The 20,354-nt window shown below is 71.0% G+C and carries 16 protein-coding genes and 1 tRNA gene; 7 read left to right on the top strand and 10 right to left on the bottom strand.

All coding sequences use genetic code 11. The annotated features are described in order from the left end of the window. The first annotated feature begins 79 nt into the window (after positions 1 to 79). The 3 genes from AC4D2C_RS14750 (at position 80) to AC4D2C_RS14740 (ending at position 4,633) form a co-directional block, all read left to right on the top strand. Positions 80 to 1,174 carry a YlbL family protein gene (locus AC4D2C_RS14750; protein WP_490915606.1) on the top strand — a complete coding sequence of 365 codons (1,095 nt, stop codon included), beginning with the start codon at positions 80 to 82 and terminating at the stop codon, positions 1,172 to 1,174. A gap of 351 nt (positions 1,175 to 1,525) precedes the next feature. Further along, entirely contained in the window at positions 1,526 to 4,492 is a 2,967-nt protein-coding gene (locus tag AC4D2C_RS14745) for a UPF0182 family membrane protein (RefSeq protein WP_490915779.1), read from the top strand. 67 nt (positions 4,493 to 4,559) lie between these two features. After that, positions 4,560 to 4,633, top strand: a tRNA-Met gene (locus AC4D2C_RS14740). Between the two features lie 191 nt (positions 4,634 to 4,824). Here AC4D2C_RS14740 and AC4D2C_RS14735 read toward each other — a convergent pair. From AC4D2C_RS14735 to AC4D2C_RS14725, 3 genes are all read right to left on the bottom strand, one after another. Continuing rightward, positions 4,825 to 6,216, bottom strand: coding sequence for a cryptochrome/photolyase family protein (locus AC4D2C_RS14735; protein WP_490915605.1), 1,392 nt, complete (start codon positions 6,214 to 6,216; stop codon positions 4,825 to 4,827). 139 nt (positions 6,217 to 6,355) lie between these two features. Beyond that, positions 6,356 to 7,150: a PspA/IM30 family protein gene (locus tag AC4D2C_RS14730; protein ID WP_490907662.1), complete on the bottom strand. Its 795-nt coding sequence runs from the start codon at positions 7,148 to 7,150 to the stop codon at positions 6,356 to 6,358. Between the two features lie 60 nt (positions 7,151 to 7,210). Continuing rightward, positions 7,211 to 9,358, bottom strand: coding sequence for a TPM domain-containing protein (locus AC4D2C_RS14725; protein WP_490915604.1), 2,148 nt, complete (start codon positions 9,356 to 9,358; stop codon positions 7,211 to 7,213). Between the two features lie 470 nt (positions 9,359 to 9,828). Here AC4D2C_RS14725 and AC4D2C_RS14720 point away from each other — a divergent pair, with 470 nt between their 5' ends. The 4 genes from AC4D2C_RS14720 to AC4D2C_RS14705 all read left to right on the top strand — a co-directional run bounded on the left by AC4D2C_RS14720 (position 9,829) and on the right by AC4D2C_RS14705 (position 14,146). Further along, positions 9,829 to 11,409, top strand: a complete 1,581-nt coding sequence (locus AC4D2C_RS14720; protein WP_490915603.1) for a S1C family serine protease — start codon at positions 9,829 to 9,831, stop codon at positions 11,407 to 11,409. A 166-nt stretch (positions 11,410 to 11,575) separates the two neighbouring features. Further along, a complete protein-coding gene (locus AC4D2C_RS14715) occupies positions 11,576 to 12,403 on the top strand; it encodes an electron transfer flavoprotein subunit beta/FixA family protein (protein ID WP_490915602.1) in 828 nt (275 codons plus the stop codon). A gap of 39 nt (positions 12,404 to 12,442) precedes the next feature. Next, positions 12,443 to 13,390, top strand: a complete 948-nt coding sequence (locus AC4D2C_RS14710) for an electron transfer flavoprotein subunit alpha/FixB family protein (RefSeq protein ID WP_490915601.1) — start codon at positions 12,443 to 12,445, stop codon at positions 13,388 to 13,390. Between the two features lie 3 nt (positions 13,391 to 13,393). Further along, the gene (locus AC4D2C_RS14705; protein WP_490915600.1) at positions 13,394 to 14,146 is read left to right on the top strand and encodes a PIG-L deacetylase family protein; all 753 of its coding nucleotides are present in this window, start codon (positions 13,394 to 13,396) and stop codon (positions 14,144 to 14,146) included. A gap of 109 nt (positions 14,147 to 14,255) precedes the next feature. Here AC4D2C_RS14705 and AC4D2C_RS14700 read toward each other — a convergent pair whose 3' ends face one another. From AC4D2C_RS14700 to folP, 7 genes are all read right to left on the bottom strand, one after another. After that, positions 14,256 to 15,131, bottom strand: a complete 876-nt coding sequence (locus tag AC4D2C_RS14700; protein ID WP_490915599.1) for an anti-sigma factor — start codon at positions 15,129 to 15,131, stop codon at positions 14,256 to 14,258. 16 nt (positions 15,132 to 15,147) lie between these two features. Further along, positions 15,148 to 15,765 (bottom strand): ECF RNA polymerase sigma factor SigK, encoded by a 618-nt coding sequence (gene sigK, locus AC4D2C_RS14695; RefSeq protein ID WP_490915598.1) that lies wholly within the window; start codon positions 15,763 to 15,765, stop codon positions 15,148 to 15,150. Positions 15,766 to 15,938: 173 nt separating this feature from the next. Then, complete coding sequence (locus tag AC4D2C_RS14690) at positions 15,939 to 16,808, bottom strand: class I SAM-dependent methyltransferase (RefSeq protein ID WP_490915597.1); 870 nt, start codon at positions 16,806 to 16,808, stop codon at positions 15,939 to 15,941. Positions 16,809 to 16,827: 19 nt separating this feature from the next. After that, a complete protein-coding gene (locus AC4D2C_RS14685) occupies positions 16,828 to 17,295 on the bottom strand; it encodes a tRNA (cytidine(34)-2'-O)-methyltransferase (RefSeq protein ID WP_490915596.1) in 468 nt (155 codons plus the stop codon). A gap of 9 nt (positions 17,296 to 17,304) precedes the next feature. Further along, on the bottom strand, positions 17,305 to 18,264 hold the full coding sequence (locus AC4D2C_RS14680; protein WP_490915595.1) for a J domain-containing protein: 960 nt from the start codon (positions 18,262 to 18,264) through the stop codon (positions 17,305 to 17,307). A gap of 318 nt (positions 18,265 to 18,582) precedes the next feature. Then, on the bottom strand, positions 18,583 to 19,326 hold the full coding sequence (locus AC4D2C_RS14675) for a pyrimidine reductase family protein (RefSeq protein ID WP_490915594.1): 744 nt from the start codon (positions 19,324 to 19,326) through the stop codon (positions 18,583 to 18,585). Then, positions 19,323 to 20,267 (bottom strand): dihydropteroate synthase, encoded by a 945-nt coding sequence (folP, locus tag AC4D2C_RS14670; protein ID WP_490915593.1) that lies wholly within the window; start codon positions 20,265 to 20,267, stop codon positions 19,323 to 19,325. The genes AC4D2C_RS14675 and folP overlap by 4 nt, the downstream gene beginning before the upstream one ends. Positions 20,268 to 20,354 lie beyond the last annotated feature (87 nt).

Genomic DNA, 20,354 nt, shown 5'->3' with positions numbered 1-20,354 from the left:
TAGGGGTGCCGGGAGCGTGCCGACGCCCGCGCCGGCGCCCGCTCACAGCATGGAAGTGCGCCCTACAGAGAGAAGACCAGTGACGCCGCCTGTCCACGTCGAGACCTACGTCCCCGAGGAGCCCACGCAGGCCAGGGACCCGCGCTTCCGCGCGATGGCGGTTTCAGGAGGCCTCGCCGTCGCGCTCTGCGCCGCAGCGGTCCTCCTGCCGGCGCCCTATGTGCTCGAGACCCCCGGGCCCACCTTCAACACGATCGGCGAGGTCGACGGTCGGCCCCTCATCCAGGTGGAGGGCCGGGAGAGCTTCCCGCCCTCGGGTCAGCTGGACCTCACGACGGTGTTCGTGAGCGGTGGACCGAACGGGGCGGTGAACATCCTCGACACGTTCCGTGCCTGGGCGGACCCCAGCGCGAACGTCCTGCCCGAGCAGCTGGTGTACCCGGAGGGGACGACCTCGACCGATGTGCAGGAGCAGAACGCGGTGGCGATGACGTCCTCGCAGGAGTCCGCGATCGCTGCGGCGCTCGCGCACGAGGACATCGACTTCACCGAGGAGCTGTCCGTCGCGCGACTCGCCCCCGACGCCGCAGCGGACGGCATCCTCCGGGAGGGCGACCTCCTCCGTTCCGTCGACGGGCAGGAGATCGAGAACATCACGACGCTCCGGTCGGCGCTCAACGACGCCGAGGGTGCTCCCGCAGCCCTCTCGATCGTGCGGGACGGCGTACCGATGGACGTCTCCGTGACGCCCCGGAAGTCGTCCGAGGGCGACTACCAGCTGGGCATCATGCTCGCCTCCACGTTCGACTTCCCGTTCGACGTGACCATCCAGCTCGACAACGTCGGCGGCCCCTCGGCGGGGTCGATGTTCGCCCTGGGGATCATCGACACCCTGACGGAAGGCGACCTCACCGGGGGACGCCACTTCGCCGGGACGGGGACGATCGATTCCGTCGGCGCCGTCGGCCCCATCGGCGGGATCGCGCAGAAGCTCGTCGGGGCCCGCGCCGCGGGAGCCGAGTTCTTCCTGGCACCCGCCGCGAACTGCGACGAGGTGGCCGGCAACATCCCCGACGGGCTGACCGTGGTCCGGGTGGAGACCCTCGACGACGCCGTCGAGGCCGTCGAGACGCTCGGTGCGGGCGGGGACTCCGAGGGACTCCCCGCGTGCTGACACCGCCGGCGGTGGCCGGACGGCAGTCCGGCAGCGGGCAGGGGACAGCGGGGCAGGAGAGGAGCGAGGATCGACGGCCCGCACGACACGGTTCGGTGACGATCCCTGCCGCGCGAGGCGTGCACGGGAACCTAATTGGTCCGCCCGAGCGTGGACAAGGCAGAATGAAACCACGAAGGGCCGAACTGCGCTGGCCTCTGCCCGGGGTCCGGGCCGGGGAGAGAAGCGGACCGCCGGTCATCGTGACCCGCAGCAGCTAACGATGAGGTAGATGTGACATCCGGACCAGATCGTCCGTTCGGCAGTAGGCCGAGCCCCGCAAGTGCAGCCACAAGCCGGCGTCGCAGCCCGCTGATCCCGACCATCATCGTCGTGGCGGTGATCGTCATCGCGTTCGTCTACCTGTCCCAGGTGTACGCGGACGTGCTCTGGTACAACCAGCTCGGGTTCCTCGAGGTGTTCGTCACCGAGAATCTGGCGCGGATCGTGCTGTTCATCCTGGCGTTCCTCGTGATGGCGGGCGCCGTGTACACGAGCCTCCGGATCGCGTTCCGCAGTCGGCCGATCTACGCGCCTGACAGCGCCATCCAGGACAACCTGAACCGCTACCAGGCGCAGCTCGAACCGATCCGCCGCCTGCTCATGCTCGGCATCCCCGTGGTCTTCGGCGCCTTCGCGGGCACGGCCGCGTCGTCCCAGTGGCAGGAGGTGCTGCTCTTCCTGAACCAGGAGCCGTTCGGTAAGTCCGATCCCGAGTTCGGCATGGACTACGCGTTCTACATGTTCACGCTGCCGTTCCTGAGCTTCGTGACGGGCTTCCTCATCAGCGTCGTCATCATCAGCGCGATCGCGACGATCCTCACCCACTACCTGTACGGCGGCATCCGGCTCGAGGAGAAGGGCCTGTTCACCACGAAGGCCGCCCGCATCCAGATCGCCGTCATCGCGGCGCTCTTCCTCGTCCTGCAGGGCGTGAACTACTGGCTGGACCGCTACGACACGCTGCTGAACCAGGGCACCTGGGCCGGCGCGCTCTACACCGACGTGAACGCCGTGATCCCCACCAAGGCCATCCTGGCCGTCGCGGCGCTCATCGTGGCCGCCCTGTTCGTGGCCTCCGCCTTCCTGGGCCGGTGGCGCCTGCCGCTGATCGGCACGGCGATGCTGATCATCACCGCACTGCTCGCGGGCGGCGTCTACCCGTCCATCGTCCAGCGCTTCCAGGTGCAGCCGTCCGAGCTCGACGCCGAGCGGGAGTACATCGACCGCAACATCAACATGACGCGGGAGGCCTACGGACTCGACCGTGTCGAGGTGGAGCCCTACACACCCACCGACGTGCCCGAGGCGGGCGCTCTCAATGACGACGGCCAGACCACCGCGAACATCCGGCTGCTGGACCCGAACATCGTGTCCGACGCCTTCAGCCAGCTGCAGCAGTTCCGCCAGTACTACCAGTTCCCCGAGACGCTCGCCGTCGACCGCTACGAGATCGACGGCGAGGTACAGGACACCGTCATCGCCGTGCGCGAGCTCGACACCAACGGCGTCCCCGCGGGCTGGGTCAACGAGCACGCCTTCTACACGCACGGGTACGGTGTGGTGGCGGCTGCCGGCTCGACCGTGCAGCCGGACGGCCGCCCGTCCTTCCTGCAGTCGGGCATCCCCTCCACGGGCGTGCTCGGCGACGACACGACCTACGAGCCCCGCATCTACTTCGGCGAGGGATCGCCCGAGTACTCGGTGGTCGGCGCACCCGAGGGCCGGCCCCCCGCCGAGATCGACAGGCCGCAGAGCGAGAACTCGGACACCGACTCCCGCACCACCTTCAGTGGGGACGGCGGACCGGACGTGGGCAACCCCTTCAACCGGCTCGTGTACGCCCTGAAGTTCCAGTCCACCGATCTCCTGCTCTCCAACCAGGTCACCAGCGAGTCGCAGATCCTCTACGACCGCGACCCCGTGGAGCGCGTGCGGAAGGTCGCCCCCTACCTCACGCTCGACGGCAACAGCTACCCCGCCATCGTCGACGGCCGCGTGAAGTGGATCATCGACGGTTACACGACCAGCGCGAACTTCCCGTACTCGACGGAGCAGGAACTCGAGTCGGCGACACAGGACTCGCAGACGGCGGAGGGTCTCGCGACCGCGCTGCCCGCGGAGCAGGTCAACTACATCCGCAACGCCGTCAAGGCCACCGTCGACGCGTACGACGGCTCGGTGGACCTGTACGCCTGGGACGACCAGGACCCCGTCCTCATGTCCTGGCAGAACGTCTACCCGTCCTCGCTCAAGCAGTACAGCGACATGTCCGCGGACCTGATGGCGCATGTGCGCTACCCGGAGGACCTGTTCAAGGTCCAGCGTGAACTGCTGGCCCGCTACCACGTCACCGACACGGACGCGTTCTTCTTCAACAGCGAGGCCTGGAACGTCCCGGCCGACCCGGGGGCCACGTCGGAGGGGGCGACGACGACGGCGGCCACCGACCGCCAGCCGCCGTTCTACCTGACCCTGCAGATGCCGAACCAGGAGACCGCGGCCTTCTCCCTCACCACGCCGTTCATCCCGTTCGTACCCGCGGGTCAGACCCCGAGGAACGTGCTCTACGGCTTCCTCGCGGCCAACGGCGACGCCGGCACGGGGGAGGACGGCGTCAAGAGCGAGGACTACGGGCGGCTGACGCTGCTCGACAGTTCCGGCCAGGACTCGGTGGTCGGGCCCGGTCAGGCCCAGAACCTGTTCAACTCCGACACCGAGGTTTCCCAGGAGCTGAACCTCCTGCGGCAGGGAGCGTCCGAGGTCATCAACGGCAACCTGCTGACCCTGCCGATCGGCGGGGGCATCGCCTACGTCCAGCCGGTCTACGTGCAGTCCTCGGGCAGCTCGTCCTTCCCCGTCCTGCGACGCGTCCTCGTGAGCTTCGGCGAGAACGTCGGCTTCGCGCCGACCCTCGCCGAAGCCCTCGACCAGGTCTTCGGCGGGCGCTCCGGCGCCACCACGGGCGACCAGGAGAACGTCGGTGAGACTCCCGAGGATCCGGCGACGCCTCCCACCGAGGGAGGAGCGACGCCGACGCCCAGTCCGACGCCGGCTCCGACCCCGTCCGAGGGCGGGACGCCCGGTGGGACGACGGGTGATCCTGCTGCCGACCTCCGCACCGCGCTGGACGATGCGAACCAGGCGATCCAGGACGGCAATGCAGCGCTCGCCGCCGGTGACTTCGCTGCGTACGGCGAAGCGCAGGACCGCCTGCAGGACGCCCTGGAACGGGCCCTCGACGCCGAGGAACGCGTCTCGGGGACCCCCGGGGAGTAGCCGGAGGCGCTCGGGCACCTGCTCGATTTGCCTCTGGGCCCCGCGGCCGGTAACGTTGGTTACACGCCGCGGGGTGGAGCAGTTCGGTAGCTCGCTGGGCTCATAACCCAGAGGTCACAGGTTCAAATCCTGTCCCCGCAACGAAGAGAAGCCCGGTCCACCACAGGTGGGCCGGGCTTCTTGCTGTCACGGGTGTCCGGCGGGAGGCGCCGACCGTTCGTCCTGGGTCACCGGGGACATCGGAAGCCGGGCGTGCCGGCCCTTCCGGGCCCGCACGCACCCGTGCCGGAGCTTTGAAGGCCCACCCAGGGGAAGTGGCCCCTCTGGCGGACCTAGCCCTCCGACAGGGCCTTGTAGGCGCTCAGGGCCCGCTGCCGGCTCTCCTTGAGGTCCACGACGCGCTCCGGGTAGCCGGGCGCGGCGCCCTTCCACGGTTCGTGCAGATTCTCGGCGTTCGCGAGTTCCGGCACGAACCGGACGAGGTACGTGCCCTGCGGGTCGAACTTCCTGCTCTGCAGGACGGGGTTGAAGATCCGGAAGTACGGACTGGCATCGGCGCCCGAACCCGCGACCCATTGCCAGCTCGCGGCGTTGCTCGCCGCGTCGGCGTCGACCAGGCAGTCCCAGAAGAACCGTTCGCCCACGCGCCAGTCGATCATGAGGTTCTTGATGAGGAACGACGCCGTCGCCATCCGCACGCGGTTGTGCATCCACCCGATCTCCCACATCTGGCGCATCCCGGCGTCGATCAGCGGATACCCGGTGCGGCCGCGCTGCCAGGCCTCCAGCTCCCTCTCCGTGGAGTCCTCCCAGGCGAAGGCATCGAACTCGGGACGGTAGTTGACCGTGGCGAGCTGCGGATTGAAGTACAGCAGCTGCCAGCTGAATTCGCGCCAACCCAGCTCGGAGCCGAATACACGGATGTCCTCCGCCGTCGAGCTGTCCTTGCGGTCCTGCGCGGCATGCCAGACCTCGAAGGGGCTGATCTCGCCGAACCGCAGGTGCGGTGAGAGCCTGCTCGTGCCCTGGACCGCGGGGAGGTCGCGGTTGTCCTTGTACCCGTGCGCGGCGTCCTCGAGGAAGTCGTCGAGGCGGGCGTGGGCCCCGGCCTCGCCGGGCGTCCACGTCGCGCGGAGTCCCTGCGCCCAGTCGGGGGTGGTCGGCAGCAGGCCCCACGCGTCGAGGTCGTCGGAGCCGAGCGCCGGACCGCGGAGGGCATCCGGAGCGGGCAGGGGCCTGCGCGGGGTGCGGTAGGCGAGGCACGCACGCCAGAAGGGGGTGAAGACCTTATAGGCCTCGCCCGAGCCCGAGGTGACCTCCCACGGCTCGTACATCAGGTTCGCCTGGTAGCTCGTCGCCCGGATGCCCTGCTCCGTGAAGGACTCCTTCAGGGAGGAGTCCGTGGTGCGCTCGGCGAGCCCGTACCGGCGGTTCCACACGACGGCGTGCGCAGCGGCCTCCTGCACGAGGCCCGGCAGCACCTCAGCGGCCGCACCGCGCCGCAGGACGAGGGGGATGCCCAGTTCGCCGAGCGAGGCGCCCAGCGCCGCGAGGGAGTGGTGCAGCCACCAGCGGGACGCCCCTCCCAGGGGGCGGATGCCGTCGGTCTGCTCGTCGAGTATGTAGCAGGCGACGACGTCGTCCCCGCTTTCCGCGGCGGCGGCGAGCGCCGGGTTGTCGGAGATTCGGAGATCGTCGCGGAACCACACCACTGTCACAGCCATGCCCTCAATGTACCGGCGGGCTCCGACACGGCGGTCCCGGCAACCGCAGGGGGACCGCAGCCCGGCGGCCACGGTCCCCCTGTGCTAGGCGGGTCGGTGCGTCAGCGCATCGGCCCACCTGTGCGTCGGCGCGTCGGCGTCAGTACGCCGTCTCGCCGGTGGACGACGGCGCACCGGCCGCGGCATTCTCGCCCGCGCCCTGCCCGATCGCCGACTGCGCGCCGGACCCGGACTTCAGGGCGGCGAGCCTCGCCTCGATCTCGGTCTGCTCACCCAGGTCCTCGAGGCTCTCGAACTGTGCGTCCAGGCTCGACGACGCCAGCTCCTGCTGTCCGCGGACCTTGGCCTCCTCGCGCCGGATCTTCTCCTCGAAGCGGCCCACCTCGCTCGTGGGGTCCATGAAGTCGATGCTCTTGACGGCGTCGTGCACCTGCTGCTGCGCCTGTGCAGTGCGGGCGCGGGCGGCCAGCTGGTCCCGCTTGCTCGTCAGCTCACCGAGCTTCCCCCTCATCTGGTTGAGGCCGTCCTTGAGCTTGTCGACGATCTCCGTCTGGGACGCGATGGTCGGCTCGGCGCCCTTGGCCTCGTTCTCGGCGGCCATCTGGCGCTGGATGGCCACCTTCGCGAGGCTGTCGAACTTCTGGGCGTCCACCGTGTCACCGGTCGCCCGGTACTCGTCGGCCTTGCGGGATGCGGCGAGGGCCTTGTTGCCCCAGCTGCGCGCGTTCTCGACGTCTTCGTTGTAGTCGTCCTGCATCATCCGGAGGTTGCCGATGGTCTGCGCGACGGCGCTCTCTGCCTCCGCGATGCTGTTGGTGAAGTCACGGACCATCTGGTCCAGCATCTTCTGCGGATCCTCGGCCTGATCGATCAGCGCGTTGACGTTCGCTCGGGTGAGCTGGGCGATCCTGCCGAAAATTGACTGCTTTACCATGGGTTTCCCTTTCGATTCTTCCTGAGGTTCCTGCGTCCTGCTGTCGGCGCAGGCAACGGCCTAGAAGTCGCCGCCGCCTCCGCCGAAGTCTCCGAAGCCGCCGCCGCCGCCGTCGAAGCCGCCGAAGCCGCCTCCGCCGAAGCTACCGCCGTCGCCGCCGAAGCCGCCGCCGCCGTCGCTGTATCCGCCTCCACCGAAGCCGCCACCGAAGCCGCCGCCTCCGTTCAGGATGGAACCGAGGAGGATGCCACCGAGCAGGGCGCCGCCCATGCCGTCACCGCCTCGTCCGCCGTACCCGCCCATCCCCATGCCGCTGCGGCCGAAGCCGTCGACGTCCTGCTCCGCGAGCTGCGCGGCCTGGTCGGCCAGCATCGAGGCCTGCTGTGCGTGGGAGAGTGCGGTCACCGGGTCGGAGCGCTGCAGGTCGACGGCGAAGTCGAGGTTGCGTTCAGCCTCCGCCAGGCGGGTCCGTGCCTCGCTGCCTACTCCGCCGCGTCGCGCGCGGATGTAGTCGGCGGTGCCGGAGATGCTCGACTGCGCCGCGACGATGGCGTGCTGCAGGGAGTCCTGGGCCCGTCGGGCGTTCTCCGCCTGGTCCCGGATGCCGCCCAGCGCGGCATCGAGCTGTCCGTGGGCGGCCTCGAGCCGCTGCAGGAGGGCGAGGGGATTGCTCCGTGCGCCCCGGCGCTCCTGCCGCACGGTCGTCACGGCTGCCTGCGCCGCCGCGATGGGGCCGGCGAGGTCGCGGTACTGCCCGGCGCGATCCATGGCCTGTGCCTGGGCGAGGTCCTGCTCGGCCTCGGGCAGGGCGCGTTCGAGCTCGCGCTCGGCCGCGGCGAGCTCCTCGGCGCGCTTGTCGATCGCGTCCAGCAGCACGGTGCTTTGGTGCACCGCCTCCTCGGCGGCCCGGACGGCGACGACGGCGCGGCCGGTGTCACCGGCCGCCATGCGGGACTGCGCCTCGGTCGCGGCGCTGTCGACGAAGGCGAGGCGTTCCCGGGCCTGTGCGATGTTGTCGGCGACCTGGATCGTGGCGGTCTCGAGGTAGCGGCCCTGGAGGGACCTCAGGGACTGCTCGGCGGCGGCGAAGCGCCGCTGGGCGTCCCCGGCGGCGGACTGGGCGCGGCGCAGAGCCTCAGGGGCGTTTCGCTCGAGCTCCCGGAGCGCGTCGAAATCGGCCTTGTGCGCCTGCAGCGAGGCATTCACGTCCTCGCAGCGGCGGATGATCTCGCCGAGCCACTGACGCTGCTGCTCTTCCGTATCGGGGATGTGGTCGTCGAGCTGCTGCTGCAGCTTGAAGGACTCGCTCATGTGCTGCCGGGCGGCGGCGATGTCCTGGGAGAAGGTGGCGATGGCCTCGCTGCCGTACTGGGCCTCCGCGAAGCCGAGCTCCTGCTCGCTGGACTTGATGGCGTCGTCGGCGGCGACCAGGAGGCTGCCGGCCCGCTTGCGGAGGTCCTCGACGCTGAGGGACGCCAGCGGGTCGACCACTTCGCCGCTCGCGGACGGTACCGGCCCGTAGCCGTACTGCTCGCGCTTGCGCTGCGCGGTGCTGGTGCCGCGGTTCTTGAGCACCAGATAGCCGCCGGCGCCGGCGACGGCTACGAGTCCGCCGACGAGGACGAGCCCGCCGAGTCCGCTGCCGCTCGAGGAACCGGTGGTGCCCGAGGAGGTTCCACCACCGGTGCCGCCGGTGCCGCCGGTGCCGCCGCCGGTGTTGCCGGCGAGGGCCTGCTCGGTGCCCTGGACGGCACCCGCGGCCGCAGCGTCGAAGTCCCCCGCCCGGAGCTCGGGGCCGATGTACTCGTCGTAGATCGCCTGGCCCTGCCCGCCGATGGCCGACCCGCTGCCGACGACGTAGGCAGCCGCCCCCTGGTCGACGGCGACGGCGAGCACGCCCTCGTTCGAGGTCTGGTCATTCAGCTGCGCGGTGGCGGTGGCCCAGGACGAGCGATCCGTGGGATCCTCGAACGCGTCCACGTACGCCACGCGGACGGTGAAGCCTTCCTGCGAGCGCAGGTCCTCGATGGCAGCCTCGAGCGCGCTCTCCTCGTCGGGGCTGAGGACACCGGCGTTGTCGACGACGTAGTCACCCGACGGGAACGTGATCGGTGCGTCGGCGAAGGCCGCTGCACTCGAGAGGAACGGGATCGCCACGACGGCGCCCAGGACAGCAGAGACGCGGGTGCGCCTGCTCAACATTCGCATTTTCGACCCTTCGGCACGGCCCCCGGACCCTACCGGTCCCAGGACTGGGGCCGGCGGACGCCGGAGGCTCCCTGTCTTTCCGATTCTATGGTTGGGCCCCGGGAGCGTCCACCACCGCCACTATGCCTCTAGCGAAAGGGGCGACGGCGTCCTGGTCTCCGGTTCCGAATGGTCGCGGCACGGCGGGGGGCACGCCGGGGAGCACTCAGGCGAGCCGTCGGGCCTTCGCGCAGGTCCCCGGCCTGCCTACCACGCGTCCATCGTGTCGGGGCCGTGCTGCGCAGACAGGCACGGGCGGTGCGTCTCCACGCTGCGACGGACGATACTTGGGGGAGGACCGACCACCCGCCCGCGGGGTCGCGGACTCCGGTTCGGGCTCCAGCATCCTCTCAGACACCGCTCAGCGAACGCATGCTGGATCCTCAGAGAAGGTTGCCATGATGTGGTCAACAGCAACGAAAGGACCTCCCGTGAACGAGCAGCCAGGCACCCCGGGTAACCCGGACCGCCCGCTCCCTCCCCAGCCGCAGAATCCTCCGTCCTGGGGATCCGGCTGGCAGCAGCCCGGAGGAGACCGTCCTGCCGAGGGACAGGGAGCCCCGGGTAGGGAGGCCCGCCGCGGCGGGGACATCGGAGGAACCCCCGAGACGACGGTCCAGCCCGTCGCCGGACAGCCCACGGCCCAGCAGCCGGTGGTCCCCGCCGCGGCGCCCGGGTACGACGCGCGCCACGCCCCGTTCCGACAGGCGGACCCGGCCGCGCACCCCGCGTACGCGGGTCACCAGCCCTTCTACGGTGAGCAGAGCGGCTCCGACCGAACCGCGTACGCGGGAGGGCAGACCGTGACGAAGGACCGCAGGCGCGTCGGCCTCGGCACCTTCGCAGCGGGGGTCCTCGTCGCAGGGCTCATCGGCGGTGGCGTCGCGACGGCCGGCTACAACGCGCTCGACGGGACCGCGTCCGCCGGGACCTCCCAGGGAGCGCCGGAGTCCGTCGTCGTGAACAACACCGAGGACGTAAACACCATCACCGGCGCGGCAGTGACCGCGTCCCCGAGCGTCGTCACCATCGCGGTCAGCGGTGGCAGCGCGAGCGGCTCCGGATCCGGCATCATCCTCGACACCGACGGCCACATCCTCACGAATACGCACGTGGTCACCCTCGGCGGTCAGGTCTCGGAGCCCACGGTCGAGGTCAAGCTCAACGACGGACGCGTGTTCGCCGCGACGGTGGTCGGTACGGATCCGCTCAGCGACCTCGCGGTCATCAAGATCGACGCCCCCGACCTCACGGCCGCCACCCTCGGGAACTCCGACGAGCTCAACGTCGGGGACACGGCGATCGCCATCGGCGCCCCGCTGGGCCTCAGCGGAACGGTCACCGACGGCATCGTCTCCACGCTCAACCGCACCATCAGCGTCGCCTCCTCGGCCGTACCGGAGGAGCAGCCGGACAGCACCGAGCCCGACGACGGCGAGGGCTTCAACTTCCTCCCCCCGGGCGGCTCCAGCGGCCAGCAGAGCGCGGCGCAGGGGTCCATCTACCTGAACGTCATCCAGACGGACGCCGCCATCAACCAGGGCAACTCCGGAGGCGCACTCGTCGACACCGACGGGAAGATCATCGGCGTCAACGTGGCCATCGCCTCGGCGGGTTCGGGGGAGTCCACCGGCAACATCGGCGTCGGCTTCTCCATCCCGATCAACTACGCCGAGCGCATCGCGCAGGAGATCATCGCCGACGGCGAGGCCACCCACGGATTCCTGGGTGTCAGCGTCACCTCGGCCTCCAGCGACGGATCCAGGAGCGAGTCCACGTTCTCGTCCGGCGCCCTCGTCCAGTCGGTCGAACCGGGTTCACCGGCCGAGGGGGCCTCGCTGGAGGTGGGCGACGTCATCACCAAGGTCGGCACCTTCTCCATCGGCGACCCGCAGTCCCTGACGGCGGCGGTGCGCATGCAGGCGGTCGGGCAGCAGGTCCCTGTGGAGATCATCCGCGGCGGGGACGCCCGCACGGTGGAGGTCACCCTCTCCCAGGCACCCGCCCAGTAGGACGGCGTAGCAGGCATCAGGCACGATCCCTTCGACGCACGAGCGGCGCTCCCGGATCCGGGAGCGCCGCTCGTGCGTTGAACGGACAGCGGACACGCGTCCGCTCCCGACAGCCCCCTATGGTTAGCTAGTCGGTGGGAAGATCCCCGATCGAGGAAGGTCATTCATGGACGAGGCCACAGCAGGAGGACTGCGCATCGCAGTCCTCGTCAAGCACGTTCCCGACGCCCAGTTCGACCGCCACATCGGCGGTGACGACCTGACGACGGTCCGGGCGGAGAGCATCCTGTCCGAACTGGACGAGTACGCCCTCGAAGCCGCCCTGCAACTCGTCGAGGCGCACGGGGGACCGGCCGCCGGGCACCGCGTCACGGCCATCACGATGGGACCCGCCGCAGCCGTCGCCGCGGTGAAGAAGTCGCTGCAGATCGGGGCCGACGACGGCGTGCACCTCACCGACGAGGCACTCAACGGATCCGACGCGTCGGCCACCTCCAGGGCGCTGGCCGCGCTGCTGCGGCACACCGGCCCGTTCGACCTCGTGCTGACCGGCATGGCGTCGACCGACGGCGAGACGTCGCTCGTGCCGGCGCAGCTCGCGGAACGGCTGGACCTGCCGCAGGTGACCTTCGCGGCCTCGCTCGAGCTCGCTCCCGGTGACAGCGGCTGGACCCTCAGCGCACGACGCGACAACGACACCTACGCGGAGACCATCGAGGCGTCCCTGCCGGCGCTCGTCTCCGTCACGGATCAGATCAACGAGCCGCGCTACCCGAACTTCAAGGGGATCATGGCGGCGAAGAAGAAGCAGATCGAGGTCCTCTCACTGGCCGATATCGGCGTGCAGCAGGACGAGGTGGGCTTCGCCGGGTCCTGGACCCGGGTGGAGGCGGCGGCCCCGCGGCCGCCCCGGAGCCAGGGGATCGTCATCACGGACGAAGGCGACGCCGGCGTCCGGCTCGTCGACTTCCTCGCGGGACAGAAACTCCTCTAGCCCGCTCCCGCCCGTTCCCGACCCCCAGGAGAATCCGCCATGACCACCGTCCTCGTTTTCCTCGACCACGCCGGGGCGAGCCTCGCCAAGAGCGAGCGCGAACTCCTCTCGCTCGGGGCTTCGCTCGGCGAGGTGACCGTGGCCCTCGCGGGCGACGCCGACCAGGCCTACCTCGACGGGGTGGGCTCGTACGGCGTGCAGGAGGTCCACCGGCCGGAGAACGCCGCCGTGTCCGAGGTGCTGGTCGCAGGGAAGGCCGCGTTCCTCGCGGAGACCGTCCGCCGGACCGGGGCGGGCATCGTGCTGCTCGGCAACTCCTACGAGGCGAAGGAGATCGCCGCGCGGCTCGGCGTGCGCCTCGAGGCCGGCGTCATCACCGACGTCGTCGCGCTGGCCGACGACGTGACGGCCACGAAGTCCGACTTCGCCGGCTCGTACAGCGTGGAGTGCCGCGTCACCACCGACGTCGCGATCCTCACTGTGAAGCCGAACAGCGTCGAGGCGGTCGAGGCGGGCCTGCCGTCGTCGCCGCGCGAGGTACCCGTCCCCGTGGACCTGCCGGCCGCCGCCGCGCGCGTGACGGGCAGGGTGGATAAGCCCGTGAGCGGCAGGCCGGAACTCGCCGAGGCCCGCGTGATCGTCGCGGGCGGTCGCGGGGTGAACGGCGACTTCGGGCCGCTGGAGGACCTGGCCGATGCCCTGGGAGGCGCGGTGGGCGCGTCCCGTGCGGCCACCGACGCCGGCTGGATCGAGCACTCGGCCCAGATCGGTCAGACGGGCAAGACCGTGTCACCTCAGCTGTACATCTCGGCGGGGATCTCCGGCGCGATCCAGCAGAAGGCAGGCATGCAGACCTCGAAGGTGATCGTGGCGATCAACAAGGACGCGGACTCTCCCGTCTTCGAGATCGCGGATTTCGGCATCGTGGGCGATCTCTTCACGGTGCTGCCGCAGGCCACCGAAGAGATCCGCAAGCGCGGCCTGTAGCGCATGGCTTCTGACCCGGCTCCATCCGGCCCGGAGCGCGTGCTGGTGTTCGCCGCGCATCCGGACGACATCGACTTCGGAGCGTCCGCCACCATCGCCGGATGGACCGCCGCCGGAGTGTCCGTCAGCTACTGCATCCTCACCGACGGCGACGCCGGGGGTTTCTCGGCCGAGGACCGCCCCGGTGTCGCGGCTCTGCGGCGCACCGAGCAGCGCGATGCCGCCGCACTGGTGGGCGTGACCGACGTGACCTTCCTGGGCGGCCCCGACGGCTACCTCGAGCCGACGGACTCGGTGATCCGGGAGATCGTCCGGCGGATGCGCGAGGTGCGCCCGGACATCGTGCTGTCCATGCATCCCGAGCGGAGCTGGGACCGGATCCAGAAGAGCCACCCGGACCACCTCGCCTGCGGGGAAGCGGTGACGAGGGCCGTGTACCCGGCGGTGGAGAATCCCTTCGCCTACCCCGAGCTCGAGGCCGCCGGTCTCCGGAGCTTCCGTGTCCCTTGGCTGTGGTTCTACGGCGGGCCGGCGCACCTCGAGAACCGTTTCGTGGACGTGACCGGTCTGGAGGAGCTCAAGGTCGCCGCCATCACGGCGCACCGGAGCCAGCACCCGGACATCGGGCGGATGCAGTCGAGGGTGCGGGCCATCCTCCAGGAGAATGCCCGTCGGGGTGGACTGCCCGAGGGGCGCAGCGCCGAGGCCTTCCACGTGGTCGGCATCAACACCGACGAGACGATCGCGGGCTTCTAGCCGCCCGCGACGGGCGGTGCCAGGGGGTCCCGGGCGACGCCGCAGGAGCGGGTACGGCCCCGCCGACAGGGGCGGGGCCGTACCCGCAGGTGCCGGGTGAGCGGGCGGCTCAGGCTCCGAGGGGGATCTGGGCGACGATCGGCAGGGTCGGCGTCTCGGAGCCACCCTCGGGTTCCACCGTGATGGCGACCGCCGCGAAACCGCTGATGCCGGACAGTTCGGTCACCTTCGTTCCCGCCACGTCCTCGCCGGTCATGAGGCCCTCGGACACCGGCGCCGTCCCGTCGGCGGGGATCCGCCACATCTGGTAGACGTATCCCTCGGCCGGGGCCGGTACGCCGGAGAGCGTGACGACCGCCGCGTCCTCCTCGCCGGAGACGGCGAGATCGGCCGTACCGCCGGCTTCGAGGGCAAGCTGCGCCTTCCGGACGTCGGACGCCTGGAGGACCTGCTGCTCGACCGTGGTCGGCTGCAGGTTCTGCGCGATGGTCACGCCGCCGACGGCGATCACGGCGGCTGCGGCCGCCGCCACCACCCAGCGGGAGGCCCGTGACCTCAGGGACGTCCGTGCGGCGCGTCGCTCCGCCAGCTCGTCCTGCCCTCCGGGGAGTACCTCGTCGCCGGCGGACCCGTCCTCCGGCGCGGCGGCGGAACTGCCTGCGCCGACCGACACGAGCGACGGTTCACGGACCGGTGAAGCGGTGCCGGTGTCACCCGCAGCCGGCAGCCGCCCGAGGATCCGTTCGAAGAGATCGGCCGGCGGCTCGGCCTCGTCGGCAGCATAGGCCGACGTCACGGTCTCACGGCACGTGCGGACCCGGTCCGCGAAAGCGGTCCTGACCGTGGGCTCGGCGTCCTCGAGGAACGCTTCGAGACCCCGCCGTTCCTCGTCGCTGATCGCGTCCAGCGCGTACAGCTCGGCCCACTCGAGAACGTGACCTCGTGCCAGGTCCGTGTCGAGGTCGTCTGCGAATCGTCTGTTCATATCCTTGTCCTGCATCTCAGGTCACCTCCAAACAGGTCTTGAGTCGGATCAACCCGTCGCGGATCCTCGATTTGATGGTCGGTACCGCGACGCCGAGCGTCTCGGCCACCTCGCGATACGTGAGGCCCCCGTAGTAGGCGAGCTTCACCGATTCCTGCTGCGTCCCGGTCAGGGTGTCGAGACACCTGACCACGCTCTCCGCCTCGAGGCGCTGCGTGACGGTGTCGACGACGTCGTCGTGGTCGACGGTCTGCGTGGCCGCTCCGTAGCGGGCCTCCCGGTCCGTCGCGCTCTGCTCCGACCGCACCCTGTCCACGGCGCGGCGGTGCGCGAGCGTCATGAGCCACGCCATCGGGGTGCCCATGGCCGGGTTGAACCGGTCCGCGGTGTTCCAGACCTGGAGGTAGACCTCCTGGGTGGCGTCCTCGCTGAGTTCGGGGTCGATGAGCACACGTCGGGCCAGGCCGTAGACGCGCCTGGACGTCTGCTCGTAGAACATGGCGAAGGCGGTGCGGTCCTGCCGCGCGATCCGCAGCAGCAGATCGGTCAGGGTAGGACCTGCGACGGCGGTGACGTCCACCTCGTCCGCGGCGGGAGCGGGAGGGCTGACCCGGCTTACTCGTGGCGTTTCCATAGGGCTCCAGCATAGAGCGCCGGTCGTCCCGGACCGAACACCGCGGCCTGTGCCGCGCCGCGGTCGGGGGGCACGTCCCTGATGCACGAGCACCATGCCACCACCCCCCTCACCGCCGGTTTTCCCCTGACACCTCACATTCGGTGCTGCGGCGTCGAGGGATGGCCCGACGGCTACCCGACCCCCGGGACGGCACCCGGCTGTGTCCCCGGATCCACGCCGCGGGCGGGCGGGCGGGAGGCGACTGCGATGAGCGAATCGGCGTTGAGCACGAGGCTGGTGCCGAGGCGCTCGACGAACGCCTCCCGCACGCGCTGCAGCGCCTCGGGCTCGTCGGGCAGCAGCCCGCGGTAGCCGCTGCCGAGCGCGAGGGACCAGGCGTGGTCGGCGTCGAGGGGGACGGCCAGGCCGAACCTCTCGACGGACACTTCCATGAGGCCCCGCGCCGCCAGCCAGTCCGCCAGCCGGTCGACGGAGGCGAGCCTCCTGGAGTTCTCCACGAAGACCGGGGCGGTGGGGTGTTCCGCGGCACCCACGCCGGCCGCTCCCGTGTCGCGGAGGGTCGCCAGGAGGAGGTCGCCGAGGGGTTCGAGGGCGCCGTCGTCCCAAGCGCTCAGGGCGATCCGCCCGCCGGGCCGCAGCAGGCCCACGATCCGGTCCATGCCGGCGTCCATGTCGTCGAGGAGGAAGACGCCGTAGCAGCTGACGACGGCGTCGTACGGCACGTCGGTGACCCAGGCCTCGGGATCCGTGCGGTGGAAGGACACGTTGCCGAGCCCGAGCGCCTCGGCCTTGGCCTCCGCGAGGTCCAGCATGGCGGAGGACCGGTCGACGGCGTCAACGTGCCCGTCCGGTCCTGCGAGCTGCGCGGCAGGGATGGTGCCGGTGCCGGTGCCGGCGAACACGTCGAGCACGCGTTCCCCCACGAGGACGTCGGCGGCGGCGACGACGGCGTTGCTGACGGGGTTCCAGACGGCCGGGGCGAGGCGGTCGTAGTCCTCGGCACCGCCGTCGGGCAGTGTTGCGGCGTGGCGAGCGGGCATCAGGACTCCTGGGCGGTGGTCATCGCTGGGCGCCCGCGAAGCCCTGCTGACGCCAGGCTTCGTAGAGGACGATCGACGCGGTGTTGGCGAGGTTGAGCGAACGGCGGGAGGCGAGCATGGGGACGCGCACGCGGGAGGTCACGCGGGCGTCGTGCTTGACGTCGTCCGGGAGGCCGTCCGACTCCCTGCCGAACATGAGGACGTCCGAGGGGTCGTAGGCGATGTCCGTGTAGGACACGTCGCCGTCCGAGGTGTACGCGAACACCCGGCGTGGCTGCAGGGCCGCCCACGCGTCCTCCAGGCTCGCGTGGACGTGGAGCACGGTGAGGTCGTGGTAGTCGAGCCCGGCCCGCTTGAGCTTCGAATCCTCGAGGGAGAACCCGAGCGGCTCCACGAGGTGGAGCTCGGCGCCGGCGACGGCGGCAAGGCGGATCGCGGCGCCGGTGTTGCCGGGTATTTCGGGGGTGTGGAAGAGGATACGGAACACCCGTTCATCCTAGCTTCCGGCCGCTGCCAGCAGGCGCGCGAGCACCGGCAGCTGCACCACGTTGGGTGTGGGCCCCGAGGACAGGAAGGAACGCAGGGTCCGCACGGCGGTCCCCGCGTTCACGACCTGCACCAGGCCCGGCGCGCCGCGGTCGAACCCCGGTGGTACGTCGATGACAGGCGCGAAGGGATTGTCCGGCGCCCCGTGGATGACGATCCATCCGGTCACGTTGCAATCGGGGAACAGGTCCTGCACGGCCCGCACCGTACGCGGCATCCGGAGGTCGACCGGCCGGCCCTGGTGACGCAGGGCCCGGCCGTCCCAGGAGAAATTGCCCGGGGGAGCCGTGAAGGAGTCGATGACGGCCATCCGGTAGCCGGCGAGCAGGACGGCGCCCGCGGCCATCTTCTCCCGGTCGTCGAGGACGACACCGTTGACGAGGCGCGCGGCCGGGTAGGTGGGGAGCAGGGCGCGCTCGAGCAGGGCCGACGTCCGCAGCTCGCCGTCGACCCGTGCGCGCGCACCGGCGGACAGCCTGCCGAACATCCCGGGTTGCCGGGCGACCCCGTGGAGTTGCCGACCGGCGTCGATCAGGGGGACGACGGGAGGGGAGGACGGCGAGAACGGGGGCAGGTACTCGGGCGGGGATTTCGCGGCGTCCTCGTCCTCGACCCTGGTGCGCGTCGACGCCGGCTGCGGGGTGCCGTTCCGGCGGGCGGCCCCTTCCCGGCCCCAGGCGGCCGCGGCAGGCCGGCCCCGTCCCGTGTCGGCGTCGTACCGTTCGCGGCGCTGCGGGTCGCTCAGCGTCTCGTAGGCGACCGCGACGTCGTGGAACCGGGCGGCGGTGCCGCCGAGGTCGGGGTGTGCCGCGCGGGCAGCCCGGCGGTACGCGTCCTTGATGTCCTTCGCGTCGGCTCCCGGGGGCACGCCGAGGATGTCGTAGTACGACTTCCGTGGTGCCTCTGGCATCGATCAGGCCTTTCGTGGGAGGTCAGCGGTCCGGACGGGCCTGCCGGGCCGGAAGGCCCCGCCGGGGTACCCCGAGACTAGAGGCACCGGCGGTACGGGACAAAGGCGACCGGGCGGACGAGCGCACAGGGAACGCAAAGGGGACAGACGGGTACAGGTACAACGGCGGACACGCCGGGGAAGTTCACCCGTCGTGTCCGACCGGTTGCCCGGCCGGATGCGGGGGAGTGCTGCCCCGGGCCGTCGGCCGGCACCACAGTGGGAACGGCGCCCGTCGAACGGTGCCTGTCCGACCCGGCGCCCGCACGTGCCGGACGGTCAGGAGGCGCGCCGGTACCGGGTGTAGAGGGCGGAGTCCTCGGTCAGGAGCGACACGAGCGTGAGCGCCACGGCGTCGTCGGGGCTGTCACCCACCGCGATGCGGGGGCCGTCGCCGCCGGCGAGCAGCGGGCTGATGGACAGGCACAGCTCGTCCACGGCGTCGGAGCGTGTGAAGTCACCGAGCACGGCCGGGCCGCCCTCGCACAGGACCCGGAGCAGTTCGCGCCGGCGCAGTTCGGCGAGGACCGCGGGGACGGCGACGGTGTCCTCCCCGCAGTCGACGACGTCGGCGACGTCCTCCAGTGCCGCGCGCCGCCCGGCGGGAGCCGACGCGCTGGTGAGGACGAGCGGGCGGACGGGGGCGCTGCCGAAGAAGCTGCCGGCCGGGTCGAGGTTCAGGCTGCCGGAGATGACCGCGACCGCGGGGTGCTCCGCGAGCCCGTGCCCCGCGCGCCAGGACCGGGCGTCGTCGTCGACGAGGCTGCCCCCGTAGCCCTCCGCGCGGATGGTCCCCGCGCCCACCAGCACCACGTCGGCGAGGCGCCGCAGGACGGCGAAGATGCGCTTGTCGCCGTCGTTCCCGAGCCCTGCGGAGAAGCCGCCGCTCGTCGCGGCGCCGTCCGCGGCCGCCACGAAGTTGAACCTGATGAAGGGCCGGTCCGAGACGGGGTACGCGTAGAGGCGGTGCAGGCCGGCGTCGTCGACGGCGCCGGGGGACGCGGGGATGAGGGAGGTGATCACGGTGCCACCGGTTCGTTGACGTCACCCATGTTGTGGCGCAGGTAGACGGGTTCGCGCCACCCGAGGACCGCCTCCGTGAGGTTGATGGCCGCCCGGGACGCCGCGACGTTGTGCATGCGGACCACGCGCGCGCCGCCGAGGATGCAGATGACGGCGGCGGCGAGCGAGCCCTCCACGCGGTCACGCTTCGGGCGGTCGAGGGTCTCGCCGATGAAGTCCTTGTTGGACACCGCGGCCAGGGTGGGGAAGCCCAGCCCGGCGATCTCGGAGAACCGGCGCGTGATCTCGAGCGAGTGCAGCGTGTTCTTGTTGAGGTCGTGGCCCGGGTCGAGGAGGATGCGGTCCTCGGGGATGCCGAGCCGGACGGCGGAGTCCACCTTGCGCAGGAGGAAATCGGCGATCTCCCCGACCACGTCGCCGTACGTGGGCCGCGGGTACACGGTGCGGGGCTCGGCGAGGCTGTGCGTGATGACCAGGTGCGCCCCTGCGTCGGCCACCACCGCCGCCATGTCGGGATCCCGCAGGCCCGTGGTGTCGTTGACGACGTTCGCGCCGGCCGCGAGCGCCTGCCGGGCCACCTCCGGCAGGAAGGTGTCGGCGGAGATGATGACGTCGGACGCCGCCCGGACCGCGGCGATGACGGGCACGATGCGCTCCGCCTCCTCCGACACCGGGATCGGTTCCCCCGGGGAGAAGGGGGCCCCGCCGATGTCCACCCAGTCGGCGCCGTCCTCGACGGCCCTCAGGGCGGCGTCGACGGCCGCCTGCAGGGCGAAGGTCGCGCCGCCGTCGTAGAAGGAGTCCGGGGTCCGGTTGACGACCGCCATGAGGGCCACCTGCCGGTCGAAGTCCAGGGTGCGCGTGCCGAACGTATGCGTCGCGTGCCGGAGGCCGGGCAGGTAGCTGCCGGGCGAGGAAGGAGCCGCTTCTTGACTGTCCACCCTGTCTTTGTACCACCGGGGGCTGGGAGGACCGCCGCGGCCGCGTACGTGACGTGCTCCACAGGAATCGGCCGGGCGGCGTGGCGC

This window comes from Arthrobacter sp. TJ-240 (assembly GCF_058269195.1).
The sequence above is the reverse complement of the archived record's forward strand: the minus strand, read 5'-3'. Positions and strand labels throughout refer to the sequence as shown.

Excerpts from the sequence above, each read along its gene's own strand:
- AC4D2C_RS14735 (WP_490915605.1), bottom strand. The coding sequence starts at position 6,216 with ATGGCTGTGACAGTGGTGTGGTTCCGCGACGATCTCCGAATCTCCGAC.
- AC4D2C_RS14730 (WP_490907662.1), bottom strand. The coding sequence starts at position 7,150 with ATGGTAAAGCAGTCAATTTTCGGCAGGATCGCCCAGCTCACCCGAGCG.
- AC4D2C_RS14725 (WP_490915604.1), bottom strand. The coding sequence starts at position 9,358 with ATGCGAATGTTGAGCAGGCGCACCCGCGTCTCTGCTGTCCTGGGCGCC.
- AC4D2C_RS14715 (WP_490915602.1), top strand. The coding sequence starts at position 11,576 with ATGGACGAGGCCACAGCAGGAGGACTGCGCATCGCAGTCCTCGTCAAG.
- AC4D2C_RS14710 (WP_490915601.1), top strand. The coding sequence starts at position 12,443 with ATGACCACCGTCCTCGTTTTCCTCGACCACGCCGGGGCGAGCCTCGCC.
- AC4D2C_RS14705 (WP_490915600.1), top strand. The coding sequence starts at position 13,394 with ATGGCTTCTGACCCGGCTCCATCCGGCCCGGAGCGCGTGCTGGTGTTC.
- AC4D2C_RS14700 (WP_490915599.1), bottom strand. The coding sequence starts at position 15,131 with ATGAACAGACGATTCGCAGACGACCTCGACACGGACCTGGCACGAGGT.
- sigK (WP_490915598.1), bottom strand. The coding sequence starts at position 15,765 with ATGGAAACGCCACGAGTAAGCCGGGTCAGCCCTCCCGCTCCCGCCGCG.
- AC4D2C_RS14690 (WP_490915597.1), bottom strand. The coding sequence starts at position 16,808 with ATGCCCGCTCGCCACGCCGCAACACTGCCCGACGGCGGTGCCGAGGAC.
- AC4D2C_RS14680 (WP_490915595.1), bottom strand. The coding sequence starts at position 18,264 with ATGCCAGAGGCACCACGGAAGTCGTACTACGACATCCTCGGCGTGCCC.